Source organism: Streptococcus sp. SP8 (genome assembly GCF_030440045.1).
In the GTDB taxonomy this organism is placed as follows: domain Bacteria; phylum Bacillota; class Bacilli; order Lactobacillales; family Streptococcaceae; genus Streptococcus; species Streptococcus parasanguinis_I.
In genome coordinates this window covers 1-21,525 of record NZ_JAQFJL010000001.1, presented here as the reverse complement: position 1 = coordinate 21,525, position 21,525 = coordinate 1, and the positions used below count along the sequence as shown (strand labels likewise).

The following is a 21,525-nucleotide window of genomic DNA, read 5'->3' as shown; positions in this document are numbered from 1 at the left end:
CCTTTTCCGGCCTCAGATCCAATTGGTATTCCGGCTTCTTCAAGTGTCCGGATATCTCTGTAAACTGTCCTTAAGCTTATATTAAATCGCTGTGCAATTTCTTTGGCAGGAATTATTTTTTTTGATTGCAGCTGAATAAGAATAGAGGTTACTCTGTTAATCCTGTTCAAATTTTATTCCTCCTCTGTGACTTCCATAAAAAGTATATCCTATGCGTTCTTAAGCTAGCTGCTGTTAGTGCTTCTCATTGCACCCTGGTTATAAAAGCCATACTCACAAACCTCTTCACCAAAACTCTTTACATCTCTAATATAGAACTCTATCTAGCGAACTTTTAGAAAAGATATAAAACATCAGAGTATGGACAGTTGCGGATGTACTTCAGAAAAGATTAGATGTCTAAAAAGCTTGTAGTTAAAGCTTTTTAGACATCTAAATCTAGGTACTAAAACAATTCATCCAGTAAAATATAATATTTTATTTTCTCCCAATCAGGCTTGATCCCCAGTAAGTCAAAAAATAGCTCGACATACTGTTCTTCCCCGATATCCTCCCTGATCGACCGGACGCAGAAGGCAATGTCATACCACTTGTCCGCCCTGCCGCTTCTCCCAAGATCAATAAAGCCACTTACTTTGCCATCTTTCACAAAGATGTTGCTGTCTCCCAGGTCGCCGTGGGAAAAGACAAGTTCCTCTTCGGGCTTTTCCGTCTTTAAAAAATCATACAGCTCGCGCGGATCTTTAAATGGAGTGTCTTCTTCCCAGTTTTCGCAATCCACATCGGCCAGATCGTTATTCAGTAAGTAATCCAATTCGGCTAAGCGGCTGTCTAAGCTATTCGTATAGGGACAATCCGATATGTCGATGGAGTGAAAGAGCCTGATGCACTCCGCATACAGCTCGATAATCTTTTCAGGGCTTTGTTCATCTTCATACTCTTCCGAGCAAAGGACGCCATCGGCCTCACTCATGAGCAGATTGCTCCAGCCATCATGCCGTTCAAAGTGCAGGACCTTTGGAACAGGCAGCTTTCCTTCCAGCCATAGCATCATGTCCTTTTCCCGTTCCACATCATAGGTGGTCCCTTTATACCGGCTGTCCGTCATTTTTAAATATAGGTTTTCATTTTCTCCCACCAGCTTATATACCTTAGCAGGAGACATTCCTTCCGTATCTTTTACGCAGCGGTATTTTTCGATCAGTTTTTTCAATTCCGGTGATATTCTCATTTTAGCCATTTATTATTTCCTTCCTCTTTTCTACAGTATTTAAAGATACCCCAAGAAGCTAATTATAACAAGACGAACTCCAATTCACTGTTCCTTGCATTCTAAAACCTTAAATACCAGAAAACAGCTTTTTCAAAGTTGTTTTCAAAGTTGGCGTATAACATAGTATCGACGGAGCCGATTTTGAAACCACAATTATGATAGAATTTACAAGCTATAAGGTTATTGTCCTGGGTTTCAAGCATTAGTCCATGCAAGTTTTTATGCTTTGCCCATTCTATAGATATATTGATAAGCGCGCTGCCTATGCCTTGCCCCCTGAAATCCTTACATACGGCGATATCTTCTATATAAGCGTACCGGTTCCAATTTTTTCGCAGTTTAACTTTTCCGACGCATTTATCGTCTTGGTAGTAAAGATATATTATCTTATCAGTATTGTCAATATATTCAAGGCAATCTGCCTCCTCATCCTCTTCATCCTCTTCGTCTTGATAGCTTTTTAAATATGGCGCTTCATAGAGTAATTCTGTAAAGGTCCAATTCTCGTTTTCATACCTCGGTATAATCTTACCTATCACCTCAAATGGTTCGCTGGGTTTATCGATATCTTTCAGGTGCCCTGCTTTCATTTCTGTAATCACTGTTCCCGCCTCTCTTCTATATCAGCGGCATATGTGCTATCCAGGCAGCCGGTTTTACCAGTGTATTTTTTATACATGTCCCTGGTATATTTTGTTATATTCCTATCATACTCCGGATAGGCATAATGAAGCCTTTCCGCCACCTCACCGGATACCGCCCTGAACAATTGATGGCATAGAAATAATGCTTCCCATATGTTTTCATAGGAATCCATCCGGTAGGTGGACAAAAGTTTCTCCCACAAATCCTCGGATATATACCTTTCAATAAACTTATAGTTCTTGCCTACACTTAATTTAAAGCCTGTTTCGATGCCGACCTTCCATGATATCATTCTCAGCAGCTCATGGCGAACAATCTGATTAAAATGATCAATAGCAAATAAAATTTCCTTACGGCACAATCCTTTAATAACATAAGGTGTTACATTCCAAAATTCATTGCAGCAATCATCATACTCCCTTGCGCTTGGCTTTCTTACATGATAATCTATATCAGTCGGAACTATGTCCCTTTTAATTCTACAATCTTTATCAATTAGAACCTTTATTAATTTATCGCCCTTTAGGTAATTATCTAACTCTTCCAAGGGCAATAAGGTAAGATCAATTTTATTGTAATCATCAAATAGCATAAGATAGGAAAATCCCTTTTCTTCAGGTGGGAATAATTCCATATCCTCCGGCTTTTGCATCATTATTATATTCCCAAATTGATTAAGCCAGTCATCATTAGATATAAACGGTTCTATATCACTTACAAAATATGTAATATCATAATCCTGAAATTCATCTTTAGGTATATTAATATTTGCGCGTGACCCCTCAAGGGTCACAATTCGAATACGTTCATCCTGTTCTGCTAAAGAAAGTACTAAATCCATCATTTCTTTTTCTGATCTCATTTACATACTCCTCGTTTATTTTTTCTATATTATTACATCTTCTTTTTTGCCGATACAATCAGCATCATTGGGCGTCGCATTTCATCCGCCATCCCCGGAATATCCATCATGTTCTCTGGCGGCTGTGGCTCCACAATCTGATTTATTATAAAACTATTTGAAAGCAGTGTATTTAGATATGTGGTCAGTGTTCTATGATATTTTGTAACCTTTTCTTCCAAAAACATAGCTGTCCGTTTGCCCTCATAATAATAATTGTCCACCGGGAAATGCAGTATTTCTCCTTTTTCGTTATAATACCAGTCTTGTGTTCCATGAGCAGTAAAAACAGGATGTTCAACTGTAAAAACTAAATTGCCACCAGCCTTCAGCATCCTATATATCTTTTTTATTAAATTCTCATAGTCTGCTACATAATGAAACGCAAGCGAACTTAGTATTACATCAAAGCTCTCCTCTGGGAAATCCACATCTTCTATGGCACAGCATTCATATTCAATCTGTGGAAAATGGGTTTTTCCTTTTGCTACTTCGAGCATTTTATGAGAAATATCAACACCTACTACAGAGGAAGCACCGTTTTCCATCGCATATATACAGTGCCATCCATAGCCGCATCCTAAATCAAGCACACGCTTACCCTTAAAATCAGGTAGCATCTTTTTCAAAGTCTCCCATTCTCCCGCACCAGCCAGTCCTTTCTGCGAGCGACTCATAGAATTATTTCCTCCCGTTAAATAATAGATAACTATTAAAAATAGACAATACTTGCTCATAAGTAACGGTACTTAAATTGTTTACTTTGGCGTGTTTCATTGCTTGATGAAACTGATTTTTAGTAAACAGTTGACGATATTCTCGATTGACCCATTTTGAAACAAAGTACGTATATAGCTTCCAATATTTATCTGGAACATCTGTGGTATGGCGGGTAAGTTTTATTAAGACACTGTTTACTTTTGGTTTAGGATGAAAGCATTCCGCTGGCAGCTTAAGCAATTGCTGAATCGAGACTTGAGTGTGCAAGAGCAACCCTAGTGTTCGGTGAATATCCAAGGTACGCTTGTAGAATCCTTCTTCAACAATCAGATAGATGTCAGACGCATGGCTTTCAAAAACCACTTTTTTAATAATTTGTGTGCTTAAATGGTAAGGAATACTCCCAACAATTTTATACCTCTGTTTGTTAGGGAATTGAAACTGTAGAATATCTTGGTGAATTAAAGTGACACGAATGTTCAGTTTTAATTTTTCTGACGATAAGTTGAATAGATGACTGTCTAATTCAATAGACGTTACCTGTTTACTTATTTTAGCCAGTTTCGTCGTTAAATGCCCTTTACCTGTTCCAATTTCGTAAACGGTATCGGTTTCTTTTAAATTCAATTGTTTTATTATTTGGTTGAGTACTTTTTCACTCGTTAAAAAGTTTTGAGAATATTTTATATTTTTGTTCATGTAATCACTCCTGAAGTGATTACATCTGTAAATAAATACAGAAGTTAAACGATTTGTTTGTAATTTTAGTTATCTGTTTAAAAAGTCATAAGATTAGTCACTGGTAGGAATTAATCTAACGTATTTATTTATCTGCGTAATCACTGTTTTTAGTCTGTTTCAAAACAGTAGATGTTTTATCTACATTACGCATTTGGAATACCAACATGACGAATCCCTCCTTCTTAATTACAAATTTTTAGCATCTAATTTAACTTCAATTCCTATTATACACAAAATTTTAAGATACTGCACTATCAACACACTCTTAAGTTTGCTTCTAAGTCTTATTTCCATAACTTCTTTTACGTTTCCGCCATTCTTTGCTGTTTCGATTTTTATGATATGGTGCAAGTCAGCACGAACACGAACCGTCTTATCTCCCATTATATCTTTTTTTGCACTGATTGGTGTATCATTTCGTTTTTCTTTTTGTGCGCCTAAATTTCCCACAATCACTCACTTCTTTCTATTTCTTCTTATTCTTATTTTATCATCAACAATCACAAATCACTTGTGATTTGTGATAAGTGATTTGTGATAAGTGATTTGTGATTAATATATTTCTTTAAAATCAATTCATTTAGTTTTTTATTTCAAACTGAATCTATAAGTAAGCTAGACCACCTATTATAAAGAAGAAGTAAGCCATGGACTAATAGTTTCCACTCCAAATGAAGCCCTAGAAACATTTCTAGTAAAAACATACAAACAGCAAGATAAAATGCTTGTCAAAGAAACTCTGATATCTAATTTTCTGATTAACTTTCATAAAATTTCTCGATACAGAAATTCTTCGACAATACTCACATTTATTAAGAAAAGAATAGTGATGTAATCATGATTTCAATTTTTAAATCATGATGGCCATTTCACCTTTCTTGCCTTAACTGGCTTGAATCTAATCTTATTAATGAGTCTAAGATCTATTTCTCTACAATCTGTAACGGAGGTATCATTGATTTTAAGGCTTCTTGGAAAGTATTGATTACCTTGTTCACGTGATAGTTCTACTGTATAACTAATACCATTACTTAATTTAAAGACTACAAAATAAATATTATCTCTTCTAAATCGGCTACCAACTCTTCTATTCAAAATGCCATCAGTTGTATAGAATTTACACTCCATTACATGTAACATTTGATAAAGCAACAAGGTTCCAACTATTTTGAATTTATTTTCGTTGAACCAACCATTATCAGCTTTATTCAGGCTTTCCAATGTCCAATCATCTTTTAATCCTTCAAAAATACTCCCTGCATTATTAGTTGGTAAATTAACATGATGTTCTCTAGATAATCCTAATAGATGAGGAATGGAGGAGTTCGGGACTGATAGAATAATTTCAGGACAGTTCTCCATATTTGTCTGATAAATATATTTGTACTGAGAAACATTTTTCTCAATAGTATTGGCCAAGCAATTCATCTTAATATTGAGAATATCAATCTCTCCATCAAAAGTCTTTAGCCATTCCAAAGTATAAGTCATTTGAATTTTCTCCTAAAAAAGAGAAGGAAGCTCCTGCTTCCTTCTCTCCCACGTATTGAGTTTCACCTCACGCTAGATATGCCCTATCTATTCCTCAAGGGTAGGCAGTCCTGCTATTCTTTTTCTCAACAAACAGTCTGAACTGAGAGCGGAGCCCACAGGCGGGTGCAGACCATATCCACTAGCCCACAAGTAATTATATCATTTAATTATCTTCATTATACGCAATTAGTCCATATTTGTCAACAATTACATTCATTATGAATATCTAAAAATCAGGTCACCTATTTTAAAAAAGCAGCAAACTATAAACTAGTAGGTTCCACACCAAATGTAGCCCCATACTGCCCCATAAGTCCGATTTGTAGCGTACAAGCCCTAAAAACATCCCAAGTGAAACATATAAACACCAAGCTAGAATGGTTCCTGGATGATGTGCTAAGGCAAATAAAACACTTGTCAAAGCAACTCGAATATCTAATTTTCTAACCAAGTTCCATAAAATTTCTCGATACAGAAATTCTTCAACCATACTCGCATTGATTAAGAACAATAAAAATGAAAACCAAGGGACTTGATGTTGAAGGCCAATTAAGTTTGCTTGATTCGTAGTTCCTTGAGCATGGATTAGGCTAAAACATAGACTTATAATCAGTAGGCTAACGAATCCAATACCAAGCCATTTCATCCTAGATTTCATATTGACCTTATGAGCTTGTTTGCGTTGACCATACATCCATAAAAAAGAAATGAGTGACGAACTATAGAGAATCTGTAGTATAGTTAACTCACCGATACAAAGAAATTTCAATAAGTATAGAGATACCAATAGGACATTTACTTGTTGGAATATATAAACTGGAATTATTCTTTTCATAGTTACCTCCGAAATAAATCTTCATAATCTAAATCTAATACCTGCACAATCCTTTCTACCCATGGACTTTGAGGCATTCGTTGTTCCATCTTGTAGTGACGAATCTTTTGATACAAACGATTCAATTCACTTGGATAGTGAAACTCTCCCGCAAACATTTTTCTGGTTAACTCAATCCAGCTAATATTTCTTTCAGCTAAAATAATGGACAAGTTCTCCCAAAATCGTTCAGCCATATTACTTCTCCTTTAGTTAGATAAATAATGTGTTTGTGCCATGTAAATCAATTGTTTCGTATCTCTTGGCAATAAAGCTCTAGCCTCTTCCAAATTCAGATTTGGATAAACCCGCTTATTTGAAACCGCAAGAGGAAGTCTGATGGTTAGTTCAGGATTTTTTAAAATCATCTCAACGAAATCCGTTAATCTTAGATTATCACGGTTCTTAAATCGTAATAAATTGGGAGATAAAAATTCAAAACAATCAGAAGAATAGCTCATCATCTCAATTAATTTATCCTTTGTCATTTCAGAAACTGAATGACAAGATACCTCTATGCCATAGTTTTGGAAGAAGTCTAAAAGAAGTTGATTTCTTTGGCTATTTTTACTTAGATAGAGATCAATCATGGGAGACCTCCCAAAGATTCGGTTCCATTTGATATTCTGAGACTATTAAGGAATCTAATAAATTTGCGAAGTTAATCGGTTTCTTGTCTTCATCATAAGCTTTTACAGTTACTTGGGTTGTAAGTATTCCCTCTTTTCCCTCGGCTCGATAGCCTTGTCCATATAAAACAAAAACAAGATTCTGATTATCATCTACAAAGGCATCAGCTCCGTTCTTTATATCCTGACTTTCAAGGAATTCCATAATGTTTTGAAGATAGGATTCGTAAAATAGGGGGTAGTTGTGTTTTTTATGGTAATCATCTAAAAATGTCACCTCAAACTCACATGGATAATTGGGCATCAAAAATATTTGTTCATCCAGCTGTTTGATTTCTGCATCATGTAATTCTGTTTCTAATTCATCACAATCTAGTATTGATTCTTTATTTAATGCTTTCATCTTTTTCCTCTACTTCTTTTAATTTCTTTGCGATTGCGGCAATCACAGGAACGGTTACACTATTACCAGCTTGTTTATAGAGCTGACTATTACTAGAGACTTTTCTAGCAGCTTCAAAAGCCCAATCAGGAAAGCCCTGCAAGCGAAAACACTCTTTAGGAGTGATTCGTCGTATCCTCAGACGGTAAAATTGTCCATCTATTAATACACCTGCTACATGATAAACTTGTTTATCTTCTCCTTCATAACTAGCAACTACTACTCCCATTTGTCCACTAGTTGTTAACGTATTAGCTATACCCTTTCCAACTCTACCACGACGATACTGAGAACTTGGTCTTTCCAAATTGATTGAATCTCCTATTTCTGCTTGAGCGTATCCTTTTTTCGTTGCTTCCCGTACTTTTAGAAATTTGATTGGTTCTGGAATTAGTATTTTGGGAATTTTATCTCCACCTTGCATTGTAGTCAGTGTTGGAGATAACCCCTCACTTCCATAAACTCGACCAGTTTCCTTAAAGCTAGTTGGTAAATCTCCAACAACGACAATACCATGGCGATCTTGAGTATTTAAAGTAAACATCGCCTCTTGGTTTTCCTTAAAGCGTCTACCATTTTGTCTCTTGTCTAATCTATCTGGTGTAATGCAAGGAATCGCAATCTTAAATCCTTCTCCTTTTCCACGAACTAAGGTTGGCGCAAGACCTTCTGAATAATAGACTTTACCGCTCATTCCACTTTTTGATGGATTCAAATTCCCTAATGTTTTTAAAATCTCAGAGTTAGTTGCTTGACCTTCTCGTCTGAAAGGAAATAAGAGTCTGGTACTTTTCTTTCTAGAATGTCCGATAATAAACACCCTCTCTCTGTTTTGGGGAACGCCGAAATCCTTACTGTTAAGCACCTGCCACTCAACATCAAACCCCAACTCATCAAGTGTGGTAAGGATTGTGGTGAACGTCCGTCCCTTATCGTGATTGAGTAGGCCTTTAACATTTTCAAGAAAAAGAAAACGTGGTTGGATTTGTTTGGCCGCCCGAGCAATTTCAAAGAACAAAGTTCCTCTAATATCTTCAAATCCCAATCGTCTTCCTGCGATTGAAAATGCTTGACAAGGGAATCCCCCACAGATGATATCGACTTTCCCTCTAAGTTTTTTAAATTCGTCATCTGAAACATCTCGTATGTCATGAAATTCAATTTCTCCTTCCGTTTGAAAAATGGACTTATAAGATTCTCTAGCAAATTTATCAATCTCACAAAACCCAATACACTCGTGTCCGACACTTTCCATTCCAAGTCGAAAGCCACCGATACCTGAAAATAAATCAATAAATCTCAATTCTTTATCACCTCCTCCTGATCGACTATCAATGTACAAAGTGTCACACCACTTGAAATTAAAATAAGAATGGCTAATACCCACTCGATTGGCGACATTTAACCACCTCCTTTTCTAACACGGTTATTCCAAACGGAATATAGGCCGTTAAACACAAATTCAGCAAGCACTTCCGCACGTCTAACAAAGCGGACATTATCTAGAGCATACTGATAGATTCTCTCAAAATCAGTCATAGCAATTTCACTGGCTGTTTCAGAAAAACCTTCTCGTCTAAATTGATCTTGTACCAATCCCCAAATATAATCTTGATCATATTTTGTGACCTTTTCTACTTTTCTTTTCAAGATAGGTTGAGTATACCTCTCCTCCTCATCCTCAATAAATAAAGAATCAGTCTCACTATATTTAGTCTCACTAACTTCAGTCTCACTAGGGGCTGAATGTGAGACGGGGGCCGTTTCATTTTCATCCTGCCCTAGTCTTTTTTTAACACTAGGCCTGTTTGAATTAGCTACTGGGGTAGAAGACAATTCCCCTAAATAAATCTTATTAGCAAGTCTCCCTTTCTCACTTGAAGACTGTTGAACTTCATCAATTAAGTCATATTCTTTAAGAATTTTTTTGATAGACAGTAATTTTGACTTAGAACAACCTAACAACTTCATCAGTTTAGAATTAGAAAATACTAAATAAACCGCCCCTTCTTCATCTATCCAACCACGACTGAGAGATAATTCTAAACGATCTTTTAAAATAGAATAAGCCACCTTTACTTCTAGTTTCATATCCATATATTTTTCATCCTCAAAAAGAATTTTAGGTAATTTATAATACCGTTCTGAAGTATGGTATTGATTTGCGGTAATTCGTTTCATAGAGCTCCTCCTAGTTCTTTGAGTATTAAATCTCCACTTGATTCCAATCGAACCAAGCCACTTTTTTCTAATTCTGCCATAAGAGAGATGGCTTCAACAATATCAATTCCCATTTCACGTACTAAAAATGAAATGACAATATAGCGTGATGATTGTAATTCTTTTGTCATTTTCCCTCCTGAAAATAAAAAAAGGAGAACAATATTCAATTGTTCTCCACGATAAATTTGTTAAAAAGAAAAACCCTGCCAAATTAATTTTTGGTAGGGTTTTTGGTAGGAAACTAAATTAATTTATCAGTTTCTAAAATGTGTTCACGATTCTAAAAGGCTGATACTATAGTATTCCGAATTCTAATTGGTATATGCCTCTTATTTAAGAGTAACTGAAGCTCCAGCTTCTTCCAATTTAGCTTTGATTTCTTCAGCTTCAGCTGTAGCAACACCTTCTTTGATAACACCAGGTGCACCATCAACAAGTTCTTTAGCTTCTTTAAGACCAAGACCAGTGATTTCACGTACAACTTTGATAACGCCGACTTTCTTGTCGCCTGCAGATGTCAATTCGATATCGAATGAATCTTTAGCAGCACCTGCGTCAGCAGCACCAGCTGCAGCAACAGCTACAGGAGCAGCTGCAGTTACACCAAATTCTTCTTCGATAGCTTTTACAAGGTCGTTCAATTCAAGGATTGAAGCTTCTTTAATTTCAGCAATAATGTTTTCAATGTTCAATGCCATTGTTATTTCCTCCAAATAAGTTTTAATTTTATATTTTTATTTTTTTGTAGCTAGGCTACGCTGCGTAGCTTAAGATTAAGCTGCGTCTTCTTTGTTGTCTGCAACCGCTTTGACTGCAAGAGCAACGTTGCGCACTGGCGCTTGAAGTACAGAAAGGAGCATAGAAAGAAGTCCTTCGCGGTTTGGAAGAGTTGCAAGTGCAAGAATCTCTTCTTTAGATGCGACAGCGCCTTCGATTGCACCACCTTTGATTTCAAGTGCTTCAGCGTCTTTTGCAAAATCGTTTAAGATTTTCGCAGGTGCGATAACATCTTCGTTAGAAAATGCTACTGCAGAAGGTCCAACGAATACAGATGCAAGATCTTCAAGACCAGCTTTTTCAGCTGCACGACGCAAGATTGAGTTTTTGATAACTTTAAACTCAACTTCGCTTCCGCGAAGGTTGCGACGGAGAACTGTATCTTGCTCAACTGTCAAACCGCGAGAATCTACAACGACGATTGATGCAGCAGCTTTCATTTTTTCAGCTACTACGTCAACAAGTTCCGCTTTTTTAGCAATAATTGCTTCACTCATTAGTGTGTTCACCTCCGTAATTATTTTGCTTGGGGAATTTTTCCAAAAGAAAAACGCGCCCAAACCTAGACACGAAAGTACAATACGCTTCTTTTAATTGATACGTTTTGTCCTCGGTAGGATCTTTATGAGTCGAGCTCCCCTACTGTCTTAGGCAGTTTTTTCAAACCGTAGATTAGTTTATCATATATAAAAAAAGAATGCAAGTACTTTTGCAAACTTTTTTTATATTTTTTAATCGTTGTAGAGGCTCTTGATATTATTCAACCAAGCATAGGCTAGTCCCATTAAGACTCCTCCTCCTACCCAGTTGGCAAAAAAGGTGACGCTATAATGACGTAAAATATTTAAAAACTCAAAATGTGGCAATTGGCTAGAAACTGAATTAAAGCTCAATAATGAGAAAGAAGCAAAGTTTGCAGCCAAGTGTTCGTTGGTCATAAAGACAAACATATAGATAGCTGAGAGTGCTAAGAGCACCTTGGCTGTTTCATCTTTGAAATATAGATAAGAAAGAATAGCAATATTTACAAAGATATTGGCAATAACGCCTTCAAAGAAAACTACTTGATTGCTACGTTGTAGTTTATTTTCTGCTACCGTGGCTAGGAAACCTTTTGGATCGATATGTGCGAAGGCAGTTGTTTGATTGAAAAGAAAAGCGACGATTAAAGCACCAATTAAATTAAAGAAGGTACAATAAAGAAGAATTTCCAGAGCTTTCTTCCAATGAATCTTCTTTAGATAGGTACCCGCCGTCAAATACATCATATTTGAGGTGGTTAATTCCGCATTTAAAAATAAGAGGTAAACCAAGCCCCAGGCAAAGATGAATGGAAATAGAAAACGACCCAATCCAGGTACAAAGGTATTTAATAAGTCAGCTGCAACTGCTCCGACCGCCGTACTTAAAGTAAGAAATCCTCCAGCAAAAATAGAACGGACTGCATAGCGCGTTTTAGATTTCTGATAGAGATCCTCTTTCTTATTACACGCCGCTCCTACTTTTTGAATGAAATTAGATTCAGACATAATATTCTCCTTATATAATGTTTGTGAATAAAATCATTATATCATAGAGAGAAAAGTTTGAAAAGGTTTTCAGGAAGAATTCTTAACTTTTCATCATATACGTTTTATATCGAATATCAGTGTTTGCTAAAAACAACAAAAAAACAGGCAGATGCCTGTTTTAGTTTTAATAATTCAAACGGTTCGCCCAAGCGATATCCAAATTCAAGATTTCTTGTGAAGTGAACTGTTGACGATATGGATTGTATACCGAACCTGTAATACCACCTTGAACATTTGGTGAATCATATTGAGTCAAATTATAGGTTTCAATGATATTATTGAGCTTTGCGTAGTAGCTAGTATCTGTCGCATAAACACCTGTCAAAGCAGCTGTTGCGTCTTGATAACTTGATGTGTTACTCTTCCAAGCACCTGCAAAATGTCCTTGTTTCAAAACTGCTACATAGTCTTGCAATGATTCATAGTAAGATGGGTATGAACGGAAAGCATCATTAATCGTATACGCGTTTCCAGCACCATCATCTTCCCAAGTTTGCATCACTGCAGATTGCCCAGCATAACTTCCTTTAATTCCAAAAAGGTTGTAATGTGGATAAGAAGCCAAACCAGACTGTCCTGATCCACTTTCCAAGATCGCTTGTGCAATCATAACGGAAGCATAAAGGTCATTCTCTTGACCGAGCTGACGAGCTGACTCACCAATTTGTGAGATGAAAGCTTCAGTAGGGTCTGAATAAGCTTGGTAAGTTCCATCATTAGCACCAACTGATGTGACGTGCTCGCTCATAGCAGCAGCAAATGTCCCCACTGCTAATACAGAAACGAACAAACCAAATAATTTCGTTTTATTCCGTATTTTCTTTTTCATAATACAATTTATCTCCAATTAATTTTTTATCATCTTTTATCTTTATAGAGATTATACCATATAAATAGAAGAAAACAAAGGCACTTATATTACACTTGTATTACAATTGCGAGATAAATCCAAAACAAAAATGACATTTTCATGTCATTTCAATTTATTTCGTAAAACGCATTTTCTAAAATAGCAACCCATGACTTCTCTAATCCTTCCCGGGTTACAGAAGAAAAGACGATAAAGGTGTCAGCTGGATCAAAATCTAGTTTTTTCTTGATGATCGATTCGTGTTTGTTCCATTTTCCACGTGGAATCTTATCTGCCTTGGTAGCAACTAAGATCACAGGAATCTCATAATATTTTAAGAATTCATACATCTGAACATCATCTGCTGAAGGTTCGTGGCGAAAATCGACTAGGCTAACGACTGCTTTTAAATTCTCCCGGCTGGTGAGATATTCTTCGATCATCCGCCCCCACTTCTCGCGCTCTTTTTTAGAGACACGTGCATAGCCATAACCAGGTACGTCTACCAAACGGAGTTTATCATCGATATTGAAGAAATTGAGCAATTGGGTTTTACCTGGTTTCCCAGATGTTCTGGCCAGGTTTTTTCGATTTAAGAGAGTATTAATAAAAGAAGACTTGCCGACATTGGATCGACCGGCAAGTGCAACTTCTGGAATCTCATCTTGAGGATAATGACTCTTATTTGCAGCGCTTAAGAGGATATCCGCATTATGTGTGTTAATTTCCATATTTTATCTTTCTAGGCTGTTTCGAGAATGGGTTTTTCAGTTCCATCTACAGCTTCTTTTGTAATTCGAACAAGTTTGACATCTTCTTGACTTGGAATTTCAAACATGACATCCATCATGGTTTCTTCGATAATCGAACGAAGTCCACGAGCTCCTGTTTTTCTTTCGATGGCTTTATTAGCAATCTCTTGAAGAGCTTCATCATCGAATTCCAATTCAACGTTATCATAAGAGAGCAAGGTTTGGTATTGTTTTACCAAGGCATTGCGTGGCTCTTTCAAGATACGGACAAGGTCGTCAACTGTCAATTGCTCAAGAGCAGCAAAGACTGGAAGACGTCCGATCAATTCTGGGATAATCCCGAATTTTTGAATATCTTCTGCCACGATTTCTTGCATGTAAGAGCTTGATTCATCAATAGCTTTATTGTTTTTACCGAAACCGATGACTTTTTCACCGAGACGTTGCTTGACAATTTCTTCGATCCCGTCAAAAGCCCCACCTACGATGAAGAGAATATTCTTGGTATCCACTTGGATCATCTCTTGTTGTGGGTGTTTACGTCCCCCTTGAGGTGGGACACTAGCGACGGTTCCTTCGATGATCTTTAAGAGGGCTTGTTGTACCCCTTCACCAGAAACGTCACGTGTGATAGAGACATTTTCACTTTTCTTAGCGATCTTATCGATTTCATCGACATAGATAATGCCTCGTTCAGCGCGCTCGATGTTAAAATCAGCCGCCTGAAGAAGTTTCAAGAGAATGTTTTCAACGTCTTCTCCTACATAACCAGCTTCAGTCAAGGCTGTTGCATCTGCAATGGCAAATGGGACATTCAAGCTACGTGCTAAGGTTTGGGCTAAGAAAGTCTTACCTGAACCAGTAGGGCCAATCATGAGGATATTTGATTTTTGCAATTCAACATCTGTCTCATCTTCACGCGTATCGTGGAAGTTGATGCGTTTGTAGTGGTTATATACCGCTACAGCAAGGGCACGTTTGGCACGATCTTGACCGATCACATAGTGGTTCAATATATTGAGCAATTCGATTGGTTTTGGAACTTCGCTAAGGTCTGCAAGAACTTCTTCTGCTAGCTCCTCACGGATAATTTCTTGTGCTAACTCTACACATTCATTACAGATAAACGCGTTGTTTCCTGCAATGATTTTTTGGACTTCATCTTGACTCTTTCCGCAAAATGAACAATAAACCATCATATCATTATTTTGATTCGTTGGCATGTATTTCCTCTTTCTGTCATTTTCTGTTTCTATTTAGTTTAAAATAAGGTCATGTAAAAGGCGTGAATGGAATTCACAAGATTGGTAAAAGCATTTAGTAAGAATAAAATAGCGAGGCCAAACCGTTTTTTACGAAAGGTTTGTAAGGCGCAAATCAAACAGATGACGCATAAGACAGCTGTAAAAAAACCAAAGACACTTCGCTCCATTAGTCTAAATCCTTTCTCTTATAATAGTTGACCGTAAAATCATATTGGTTCTTTTCATCTTTCGGATGATGGACTTGACGGACTCTTTCATAGCGGTTCTCTTCAAATTTTGGTGCCAATGTATCTCCATCAATCGTTGCATGAATCATGGTCTGGATCAACTCTTCTAACTGGTCAGAAAAGAGCTTTAAAATCTGACTGCCACCGATAATATAAAGATTCTTCTCTTGGTTCTGATACCACTCCAAGACTTCATCTTTGCTGTGCATGACAAGTACAGCGTCATTTTCAGAATCGTAGGCTTGATCTTGCGTTAAGATAATGCTAGTCCGACCTGGTAGAACCCGTTTTTTCATACCATCAAAGGTCACTCTTCCCATGAGAATGGCTTGCCCCATGGTCGTTTCTTTGAAATGCTGAAGCTCAGCTGGCAGGTGCCAAGGCATGACTTGGTCCTTTCCAATAATGCCATTTTCAGTTTGAGCCCAGATACCAATTATCTTTTTCATTCTCTCATCCTTTACACTGATACTTCTATTTTATCAAATTTTCTTATAAAAGACTGATTTCAACTATCTAGTTTGGAGGATATTTTTTTAAATACAAACAGAAAAAACCGCGAGATTTTCGCGGTTTTTCTTAGCCACAAGTTAGCTTAGTCTTCTTTTTTGCGTTTTGCAAATCCGAATAATGAGAGACCTGCTAAAGCACTAAAGATTGCAAGACCAGCAGTAGAAGATTCTTTTGTTCCCGTGTTTGGAAGTTGTGCAGTTGGATTTTGTGGATCGATATACTTCACTTCTTCTTTCGTTTCTGGAACGACAGGAATCGTTGGTTCTTCTGGTTTTGGTTGTGGAGTAGGTTGTGGTTGTGGTTCTGGTGTTGGTTGCGGTTGTGGAGTAGGCTGTGGCTGTGGCTGTGGCTCTGGTGTCGGAGTTGGATCCGGCATTGGAGTTGGTGTCACAGTCTTCTTGTAGATATGTTGAGTGTTTCCATCTTTATCTACAACAGTCTTCACGAAGTCATAACCTGGGATTTCTTTCTTCGGTTGTTCCCCATCTTCTGTAGGGTTACCTGGGATTGGATCCCCATTTTCGTCTACGTATGAAGTTGTAACTTTTTCATAGACGTGTTCAGTATCACCATTAGGCAATTTCTTGGTCTCCACAAAGCGGTAACCTGGAATTTCAGCTTTTGGTTCTTCTCCATCAACTGTAGGATATCCTGGGATTTCCTTACCTTCTTTATCAACAAATTTAGTGATTGGAAGAACAGTTGGTGTGTAAGTTGCAGAAGCTTTTGTTCCATTCACATCTTCACGAACCACTGTCACTGCTGGTGCAGTTCCTGTAAATTCAGGTTCTGGTTTGAAGGTTACTGTTCCGTCTGGTGCTACTGTGTAAGTACCAACACCTGGAATTGTCTTCGTAGTTGAACCATCGTCAAATGTAGCTGGAACATCATCATTCATTGGAACACGGCTATCGCCTTCCTTGAATGTTGGTTTACCAGATTGTTCTTTACCTTTTGGTCCAATAGTTGTAGCTGGTTCTGCTGTTGGTGTTACTGGAGTTACAGTTGGTGTGTACTTAGCTGTAACTGGTGTACCATTCTTATCAACACGTTTAACAGTCACGCCTGTTCCTGTTCCTGTGAATGATTTTTCTGGTACGAAGGTAACTGTTCCATCTGGAGCTACTGTGTAGGTTCCTTCGCCTGGAATTACCTTATTTGTTGAACCATCTTCAAAGGTTGCAGGTGTATCATCATCCATTGGTACATCTGGGTTACCCGGTGTGAATGTTGGTTTGCCTGTTTGTGTTTGCCCTTGAATATCTGTTGATGTAGCAGGATCAGCTGTTGGTGTCACAGGTGTAACAGTTGGTGTGTACTTAGCTGTAACTGGTGTACCGTTCTTGTCAACACGTTTAACAGTCACGCCTGTTCCTGTTCCTGTGAATGATTTTTCTGGTACAAATGTAACTGTTCCATCTGGAGCTACTGTGTATGTTCCTTCGCCTGGAATTACCTTAGTTGTTGAACCATCGTCAAATGTTGCTGGAACATCGTCGTTCATTGGAACACGGCTGTCACCTTCAGTAAATACAGGTTTACCTGTTTGAGTTGCACCTTGCACATCAGTAGATACTGCTGGGCTTGCAGTTGGTGTAACTGGTGTTACAGTTGGTGTGTAAGTTGCAGAAGCTTTGCTTCCATTCTTATCTTCACGAACCACTGTCACTGCTGGTGCAGTTCCGACAAATGATTTCTCAGGTACGAATGTCACTGTTCCGTCTGGGGCTACTGTGTAAGTACCAACACCTTCAACTGTCTTCGTAGTTGAACCATCGTCAAATGTTGCTGGAACATCATCGTTCATTGGTACACGGCTATCACCTTCAGTAAATTCAGGCTTACCTGTTTGAGTTGCACCTTGAATGTCTGTAGATGTTGCTGGCTTAGCTGTTGGAGTTACAGGTGTAACGGTTGGTGTGTAGGTTGCAGTAACTGGAGTACCGTTCTTATCAACACGTTTCACTGTTACGCCTGTACCTGTTCCTGTGAATGATTTTTCTGGTACAAAGGTTACGGTTCCGTCTGGAGCAACGGTGTAAGTTCCTTCACCTGGAATAACTTTTGTTGTTGAACCATCTTCAAAGGTAGCTGGTACATCATCATCCATTGGGATAGCAGGGTTACCAGGTGTGAAGCTTGGTGTACCTGTTTGAGTTTGACCTTGGATGTCTGTAGATGTTGCAGGTTCAGCAGTTGGTACAACTGGAGTGATCTTAGGTGTGTAAGTTGTCTCAGCAACAGTTCCGTTTGTATCTTTACCTTGAACCTTAACTGGAACCACATCACCTGAGTATGATTTATCCGTTGGTGTGAAGGTCACAACACCTGTTTCTTTATCAACGGTGAAGGTACCAATTTCTTTACCTTCTGGTGATTTAGCAACTACAGATTCTGCTGGCTGACCATTTTCGTCAAGAAGAGTAATGGTATCCTTGTCGATTGGTGCAACTGGGTCACCTTCAGTGAAGGTCACAGTTCCAGTTTGAACCACACCTTGAGGGGCTTCTGATTCAGCTGGAGTCGCTGTTGGAGTTACTGGTGTCACAGTTGGTGTGTACTTAGCAGTAACTGGAGTACCGTTCTTATCGACACGTTTCACCGTTACGCCTGTACCTTCTCCTGTGAATGATTTTTCTGGAACAAATGTTACGGTTCCGTCTGGAGCAACAGTGTAAGTTCCTTCACCTGGAATCGTCTTGGTTGTTGATCCATCTTCAAATGTTGCAGGTGTATCATCATCCATTGGAACATTTGGATTACCTGGTGTGAAGGTTGGTGTACCTGTTTGCGTTTGACCTTGTTTGTCAGTAGATGTTGTATCTTCTGCAGTTGGTGTAACTGGGGTTACGGTTGGTGTATATGTCGCAGAAGCTTTAGTTCCGTTCATATCTTCACGAACAACAGTTACCGCTGGTGCAGTTCCGACAAATGATTTCTCTGGTACGAATGTCACTGTTCCATTTGCTGCTACTGTGTAAGTACCAACACCGTTTACAGTCTTCGTAGTTGAACCATCTTCGAAGGTTGCTGGAACATCATCGTTCATTGGTACACGGCTATCGCCTTCAGTGAATTCAGGTTTACCAGTTTGTGTAGCACCTTGGATATCTGTAGATGTTGCTGGCTCAGCTGTTGGAGTTACTGGTGTCACAGTTGGTGTGTACTTCGCTGTGATCTCAGTACCGTTCTTATCCACGTGTTTCACTGTTACGCCTGTAGCAGTTCCAGTGAATGATTTTTCTGGTACGAAGGTTACGGTTCCATCTGGAGAAACAGTGTAAGTTCCTTCGCCATCTACTGTCTTAGTGGTTGAACCATCTTCGAAGGTCGCTGGTGTATCTTCATCGATTGGAACATTTGGATTTCCTTCGGTGAAGGTTGGTTTACCAGATTGTGTTTGACCTTGAATATCTGTCGATGTAGCATCTTCAGAAGTTGGAACAACTGGAGTAATCTTCGGTGTATATGTTGTTTCAACTGTAGTTCCATTTGTATCAGCTGCTTGAACCTTAACTGGGACAACATCACCTGAATAAGATTTATCTGTCGGTGTGAAAGTAACTACACCTGTATCTTTATCAACTGTGTATGTACCGATTACATCACCTGCTGGTGATTTCGCTTCTACTGATGCTGCTGGTTGACCATTTTCATCAAGAAGAGTAATCGAATCCTTGTTAATTGGAGCTACTTCATCACCTTCTGTAAAGGTTACAGTTCCAGTTTGAACAAGACCTTGAGGTCCAGTAGATTCAGCTGGTGTTGCTGTTGGAGTTACTGGAGTTACAGTTGGTGTGTAAGTCGCAGAAGCTTTGGTTCCGTTCTTATCTTCACGAACAACGGTTACGGCTGGTGCTTTACCTGTGAATGATTTTTCAGGGACAAAGGTTACAGTTCCGTCTGCTGCTACTGTGTAAGTACCAACGCCATCAACTGTCTTAGTAGTTGATCCATCATCGAAGGTTGCTGGAACATCATCGTTCATTGGCACACGGCTGTTGCCTTCAGTAAATTCAGGCTTACCTGTTTGAGTTTGACCTTGTTTACCAGTTGAAGTAGCATCTTCAGCTGTTGGTGTTACAGGCGTTACAGTTGGTGTGTAAGTCGCAGAAGCTTTGGTTCCGTTCATGTCTTCACGCACAACCGTCACTGCTGGAGCAGTTCCAGTAAATGATTTCTCAGGAACAAAGGTTACAGTTCCGTCAGTTGCTACTGTGTAAGTACCAACGCCATCTACTGTCTTGGTAGTTGAACCATCGTCAAATGTCGCTGGAACATCTTCGTTGATTTCAACAGTTTTCTCAACGCCATCAACCGTTACAGTTCCACCCTTGAATTCAGGTTTACCTGTTTGAGTAGCCCCTTGAATATCAGTTGTTTCAGCTGGTGTTGCTGTTGGAGTTACTGGAACAATTTCAGGAGTGTAGGTTGTATCTACCTTGATGCCGTTTGAACTTTCAGCTTGAACCTTAACAGGCGTTACTTTACCAGTATAAGATTTGTCAGTTGGTGTGAAGGTTACTTGTCCAGTTGCTGAATCAATTGAGTAAGTACCGATTTCAGTTGTACCATCTTCAGCATAAGCTGTTGTACTTGAAACTTCATTTCCATCTTTATCCAAAAGTGTGTAGCTATTATCTTTAATCGTGATCGCTTTATCTTGACCATTTACTTGAACAGTTGTTCCTGCAAAGGTTGGTGTTCCAGTTTGTGTCGCACCTTGGATATCTTTAGATGTAGCTGGATTAGCTGTTGGAACAGCTGCTACAACTGTTGGTGTGTAACTTGCATCTGAAGTGATTGTTGCAGTCTTACCGTCTGCATTGGTAATTGTTGCAGTCGCTTGGACTTTCACACCAGTTGCAGTTCCGACAAAGTCTTTTTCAGGTGTGAAGGTTACTGCTCCTGTAGTAGGATCGATTGTGTAAGTTCCTTCACCTGCTACTGTTACAGTTGTTTCATCAGTCGGTTGACCTGTTGCAGGGTCAATCAATTTCTTACTTGTAATTTGAGCAGTTTCATCATCACTCAATGCAAATGTAGGAGTTTCTGTTTGAGGAACATTTTGAATGTCTTCAGAAACTTTATTTGTTGGAGTAAGGGTGACTGGATTTACAGTTGGTGTGTAAGTTGCAGAAGCTTTGCTTCCGTTCATGTCTTCACGAACAACGGTTACGGCTGGTGCAGTACCAGTAAAGCTTGGGTCTGGAACAAATGTAACAGTACCGTCTGCTGCTACTGTATAAGTACCAACGCCATCTACTGTCTTAGTAGTTGAGCCATCGTCAAATGTTGCAGCAACATCATCGTTCATTGGAACACGACTGTTACCTGCAGTAAATTCAGGTTTACCAGTTTGTGTAGCACCTTGAACACCTGTTGTTTCAGCTGGTGTTGCTGTTGGGGTTACTGGTGTTACGGTTGGTGTGTAAGTCGCTGAAGCCTTAGATCCATTCATGTCTTCACGAACAACCGTTACAGCTGGCGCAGTTCCGACAAATGATTTCTCAGGAACGAAGGTTACGGTTCCATCTGCAGCTACTGTGAAAGTACCTACACCGTCTACAGTCTTGGTTGTTGAACCAT

General features: G+C 38.6%; 22 protein-coding genes, 3 pseudogenes and 1 other annotated feature. All 25 genes and pseudogenes read right to left on the bottom strand.

Features of this window, described 5'->3' with window-relative positions:
- Window positions 1–38: 38 nt before the first annotated feature.
- Window positions 39–170, bottom strand: a pseudogene (locus PCY11_RS00125) (HTH domain-containing protein); the annotation flags it as partial.
- 275 nt (window positions 171–445) lie between these two features.
- Window positions 446–1,240: an aminoglycoside O-phosphotransferase APH(3')-IIIa gene (gene aph(3')-IIIa / locus PCY11_RS00120; protein WP_001096887.1), complete on the bottom strand. Its 795-nt coding sequence runs from the start codon at window positions 1,238–1,240 to the stop codon at window positions 446–448.
- Between the two features lie 92 nt (window positions 1,241–1,332).
- The gene (sat4, locus tag PCY11_RS00115; protein ID WP_000627290.1) at window positions 1,333–1,875 is read right to left on the bottom strand and encodes a streptothricin N-acetyltransferase Sat4; all 543 of its coding nucleotides are present in this window, start codon (window positions 1,873–1,875) and stop codon (window positions 1,333–1,335) included.
- Window positions 1,872–2,780 carry an aminoglycoside nucleotidyltransferase ANT(6)-Ia gene (locus PCY11_RS00110; RefSeq protein WP_001255866.1) on the bottom strand — a complete coding sequence of 303 codons (909 nt, stop codon included), beginning with the start codon at window positions 2,778–2,780 and terminating at the stop codon, window positions 1,872–1,874. The genes sat4 and PCY11_RS00110 overlap by 4 nt, the downstream gene beginning before the upstream one ends.
- 32 nt (window positions 2,781–2,812) lie before the next feature.
- Complete coding sequence (locus tag PCY11_RS00105; RefSeq protein WP_012775604.1) at window positions 2,813–3,496, bottom strand: bifunctional 2-polyprenyl-6-hydroxyphenol methylase/3-demethylubiquinol 3-O-methyltransferase UbiG; 684 nt, start codon at window positions 3,494–3,496, stop codon at window positions 2,813–2,815.
- A 4-nt stretch (window positions 3,497–3,500) separates the two neighbouring features.
- Complete coding sequence (erm(B), locus tag PCY11_RS00100; protein WP_001038792.1) at window positions 3,501–4,238, bottom strand: 23S rRNA (adenine(2058)-N(6))-methyltransferase Erm(B); 738 nt, start codon at window positions 4,236–4,238, stop codon at window positions 3,501–3,503.
- Window positions 4,239–4,362: 124 nt separating this feature from the next.
- The gene (locus tag PCY11_RS00095) at window positions 4,363–4,446 is read right to left on the bottom strand and encodes a 23S rRNA methyltransferase attenuation leader peptide (protein WP_001814874.1); all 84 of its coding nucleotides are present in this window, start codon (window positions 4,444–4,446) and stop codon (window positions 4,363–4,365) included.
- A gap of 48 nt (window positions 4,447–4,494) precedes the next feature.
- Window positions 4,495–4,736: pseudogene (locus PCY11_RS00090) on the bottom strand (peptide-binding protein).
- Window positions 4,737–4,873: 137 nt separating this feature from the next.
- Window positions 4,874–5,105: pseudogene (locus PCY11_RS00085) on the bottom strand (CPBP family intramembrane glutamate endopeptidase); the annotation flags it as partial.
- A gap of 30 nt (window positions 5,106–5,135) precedes the next feature.
- A complete protein-coding gene (locus PCY11_RS00080; protein WP_000222719.1) occupies window positions 5,136–5,771 on the bottom strand; it encodes a hypothetical protein in 636 nt (211 codons plus the stop codon).
- Between the two features lie 289 nt (window positions 5,772–6,060).
- Window positions 6,061–6,648 carry a CPBP family intramembrane glutamic endopeptidase gene (locus PCY11_RS00075; protein WP_000821296.1) on the bottom strand — a complete coding sequence of 196 codons (588 nt, stop codon included), beginning with the start codon at window positions 6,646–6,648 and terminating at the stop codon, window positions 6,061–6,063.
- A gap of 2 nt (window positions 6,649–6,650) precedes the next feature.
- The gene (locus PCY11_RS00070) at window positions 6,651–6,884 is read right to left on the bottom strand and encodes a hypothetical protein (protein ID WP_000840776.1); all 234 of its coding nucleotides are present in this window, start codon (window positions 6,882–6,884) and stop codon (window positions 6,651–6,653) included.
- 12 nt (window positions 6,885–6,896) lie between these two features.
- Window positions 6,897–7,277: an arsenate reductase family protein gene (locus PCY11_RS00065; RefSeq protein WP_001845485.1), complete on the bottom strand. Its 381-nt coding sequence runs from the start codon at window positions 7,275–7,277 to the stop codon at window positions 6,897–6,899.
- Window positions 7,270–7,719, bottom strand: a complete 450-nt coding sequence (locus tag PCY11_RS00060; protein ID WP_002917298.1) for a hypothetical protein — start codon at window positions 7,717–7,719, stop codon at window positions 7,270–7,272. The genes PCY11_RS00065 and PCY11_RS00060 overlap by 8 nt, the downstream gene beginning before the upstream one ends.
- Window positions 7,703–9,061 (bottom strand): DNA (cytosine-5-)-methyltransferase, encoded by a 1,359-nt coding sequence (gene dcm / locus PCY11_RS00055; RefSeq protein WP_032908832.1) that lies wholly within the window; start codon window positions 9,059–9,061, stop codon window positions 7,703–7,705. The genes PCY11_RS00060 and dcm overlap by 17 nt, the downstream gene beginning before the upstream one ends.
- A gap of 98 nt (window positions 9,062–9,159) precedes the next feature.
- Window positions 9,160–9,939, bottom strand: a complete 780-nt coding sequence (locus PCY11_RS00050) for a replication initiator protein A (protein ID WP_000822760.1) — start codon at window positions 9,937–9,939, stop codon at window positions 9,160–9,162.
- A complete protein-coding gene (locus PCY11_RS00045; protein ID WP_000159607.1) occupies window positions 9,936–10,109 on the bottom strand; it encodes a hypothetical protein in 174 nt (57 codons plus the stop codon). Before PCY11_RS00045 ends, PCY11_RS00050 begins: the two co-directional genes overlap by 4 nt.
- Window positions 10,110–10,310: 201 nt before the next feature.
- Window positions 10,311–10,679, bottom strand: a complete 369-nt coding sequence (gene rplL, locus PCY11_RS00040) for a 50S ribosomal protein L7/L12 (protein ID WP_003016256.1) — start codon at window positions 10,677–10,679, stop codon at window positions 10,311–10,313.
- A 75-nt stretch (window positions 10,680–10,754) separates the two neighbouring features.
- Window positions 10,755–11,255 carry a 50S ribosomal protein L10 gene (gene rplJ, locus PCY11_RS00035; protein ID WP_003001722.1) on the bottom strand — a complete coding sequence of 167 codons (501 nt, stop codon included), beginning with the start codon at window positions 11,253–11,255 and terminating at the stop codon, window positions 10,755–10,757.
- A 38-nt stretch (window positions 11,256–11,293) separates the two neighbouring features.
- Window positions 11,294–11,428 (bottom strand) — a sequence feature (ribosomal protein L10 leader region).
- 61 nt (window positions 11,429–11,489) lie between these two features.
- Window positions 11,490–12,287: a formate/nitrite transporter family protein gene (locus tag PCY11_RS00030; RefSeq protein ID WP_070846452.1), complete on the bottom strand. Its 798-nt coding sequence runs from the start codon at window positions 12,285–12,287 to the stop codon at window positions 11,490–11,492.
- A 166-nt stretch (window positions 12,288–12,453) separates the two neighbouring features.
- On the bottom strand, window positions 12,454–13,158 hold the full coding sequence (locus PCY11_RS00025; RefSeq protein ID WP_024055610.1) for a glucosaminidase domain-containing protein: 705 nt from the start codon (window positions 13,156–13,158) through the stop codon (window positions 12,454–12,456).
- Window positions 13,159–13,307: 149 nt separating this feature from the next.
- Window positions 13,308–13,910: a ribosome biogenesis GTP-binding protein YihA/YsxC gene (yihA, locus tag PCY11_RS00020; RefSeq protein WP_070846454.1), complete on the bottom strand. Its 603-nt coding sequence runs from the start codon at window positions 13,908–13,910 to the stop codon at window positions 13,308–13,310.
- Between the two features lie 11 nt (window positions 13,911–13,921).
- The gene (gene clpX, locus PCY11_RS00015) at window positions 13,922–15,154 is read right to left on the bottom strand and encodes an ATP-dependent Clp protease ATP-binding subunit ClpX (protein WP_003001797.1); all 1,233 of its coding nucleotides are present in this window, start codon (window positions 15,152–15,154) and stop codon (window positions 13,922–13,924) included.
- Between the two features lie 208 nt (window positions 15,155–15,362).
- Complete coding sequence (locus tag PCY11_RS00010; protein WP_070846456.1) at window positions 15,363–15,872, bottom strand: dihydrofolate reductase; 510 nt, start codon at window positions 15,870–15,872, stop codon at window positions 15,363–15,365.
- Between the two features lie 146 nt (window positions 15,873–16,018).
- Window positions 16,019–21,525: LPXTG cell wall anchor domain-containing protein (locus tag PCY11_RS00005; RefSeq protein WP_301362284.1), on the bottom strand; the 5,507-nt coding region annotated here is incomplete at its 5' end.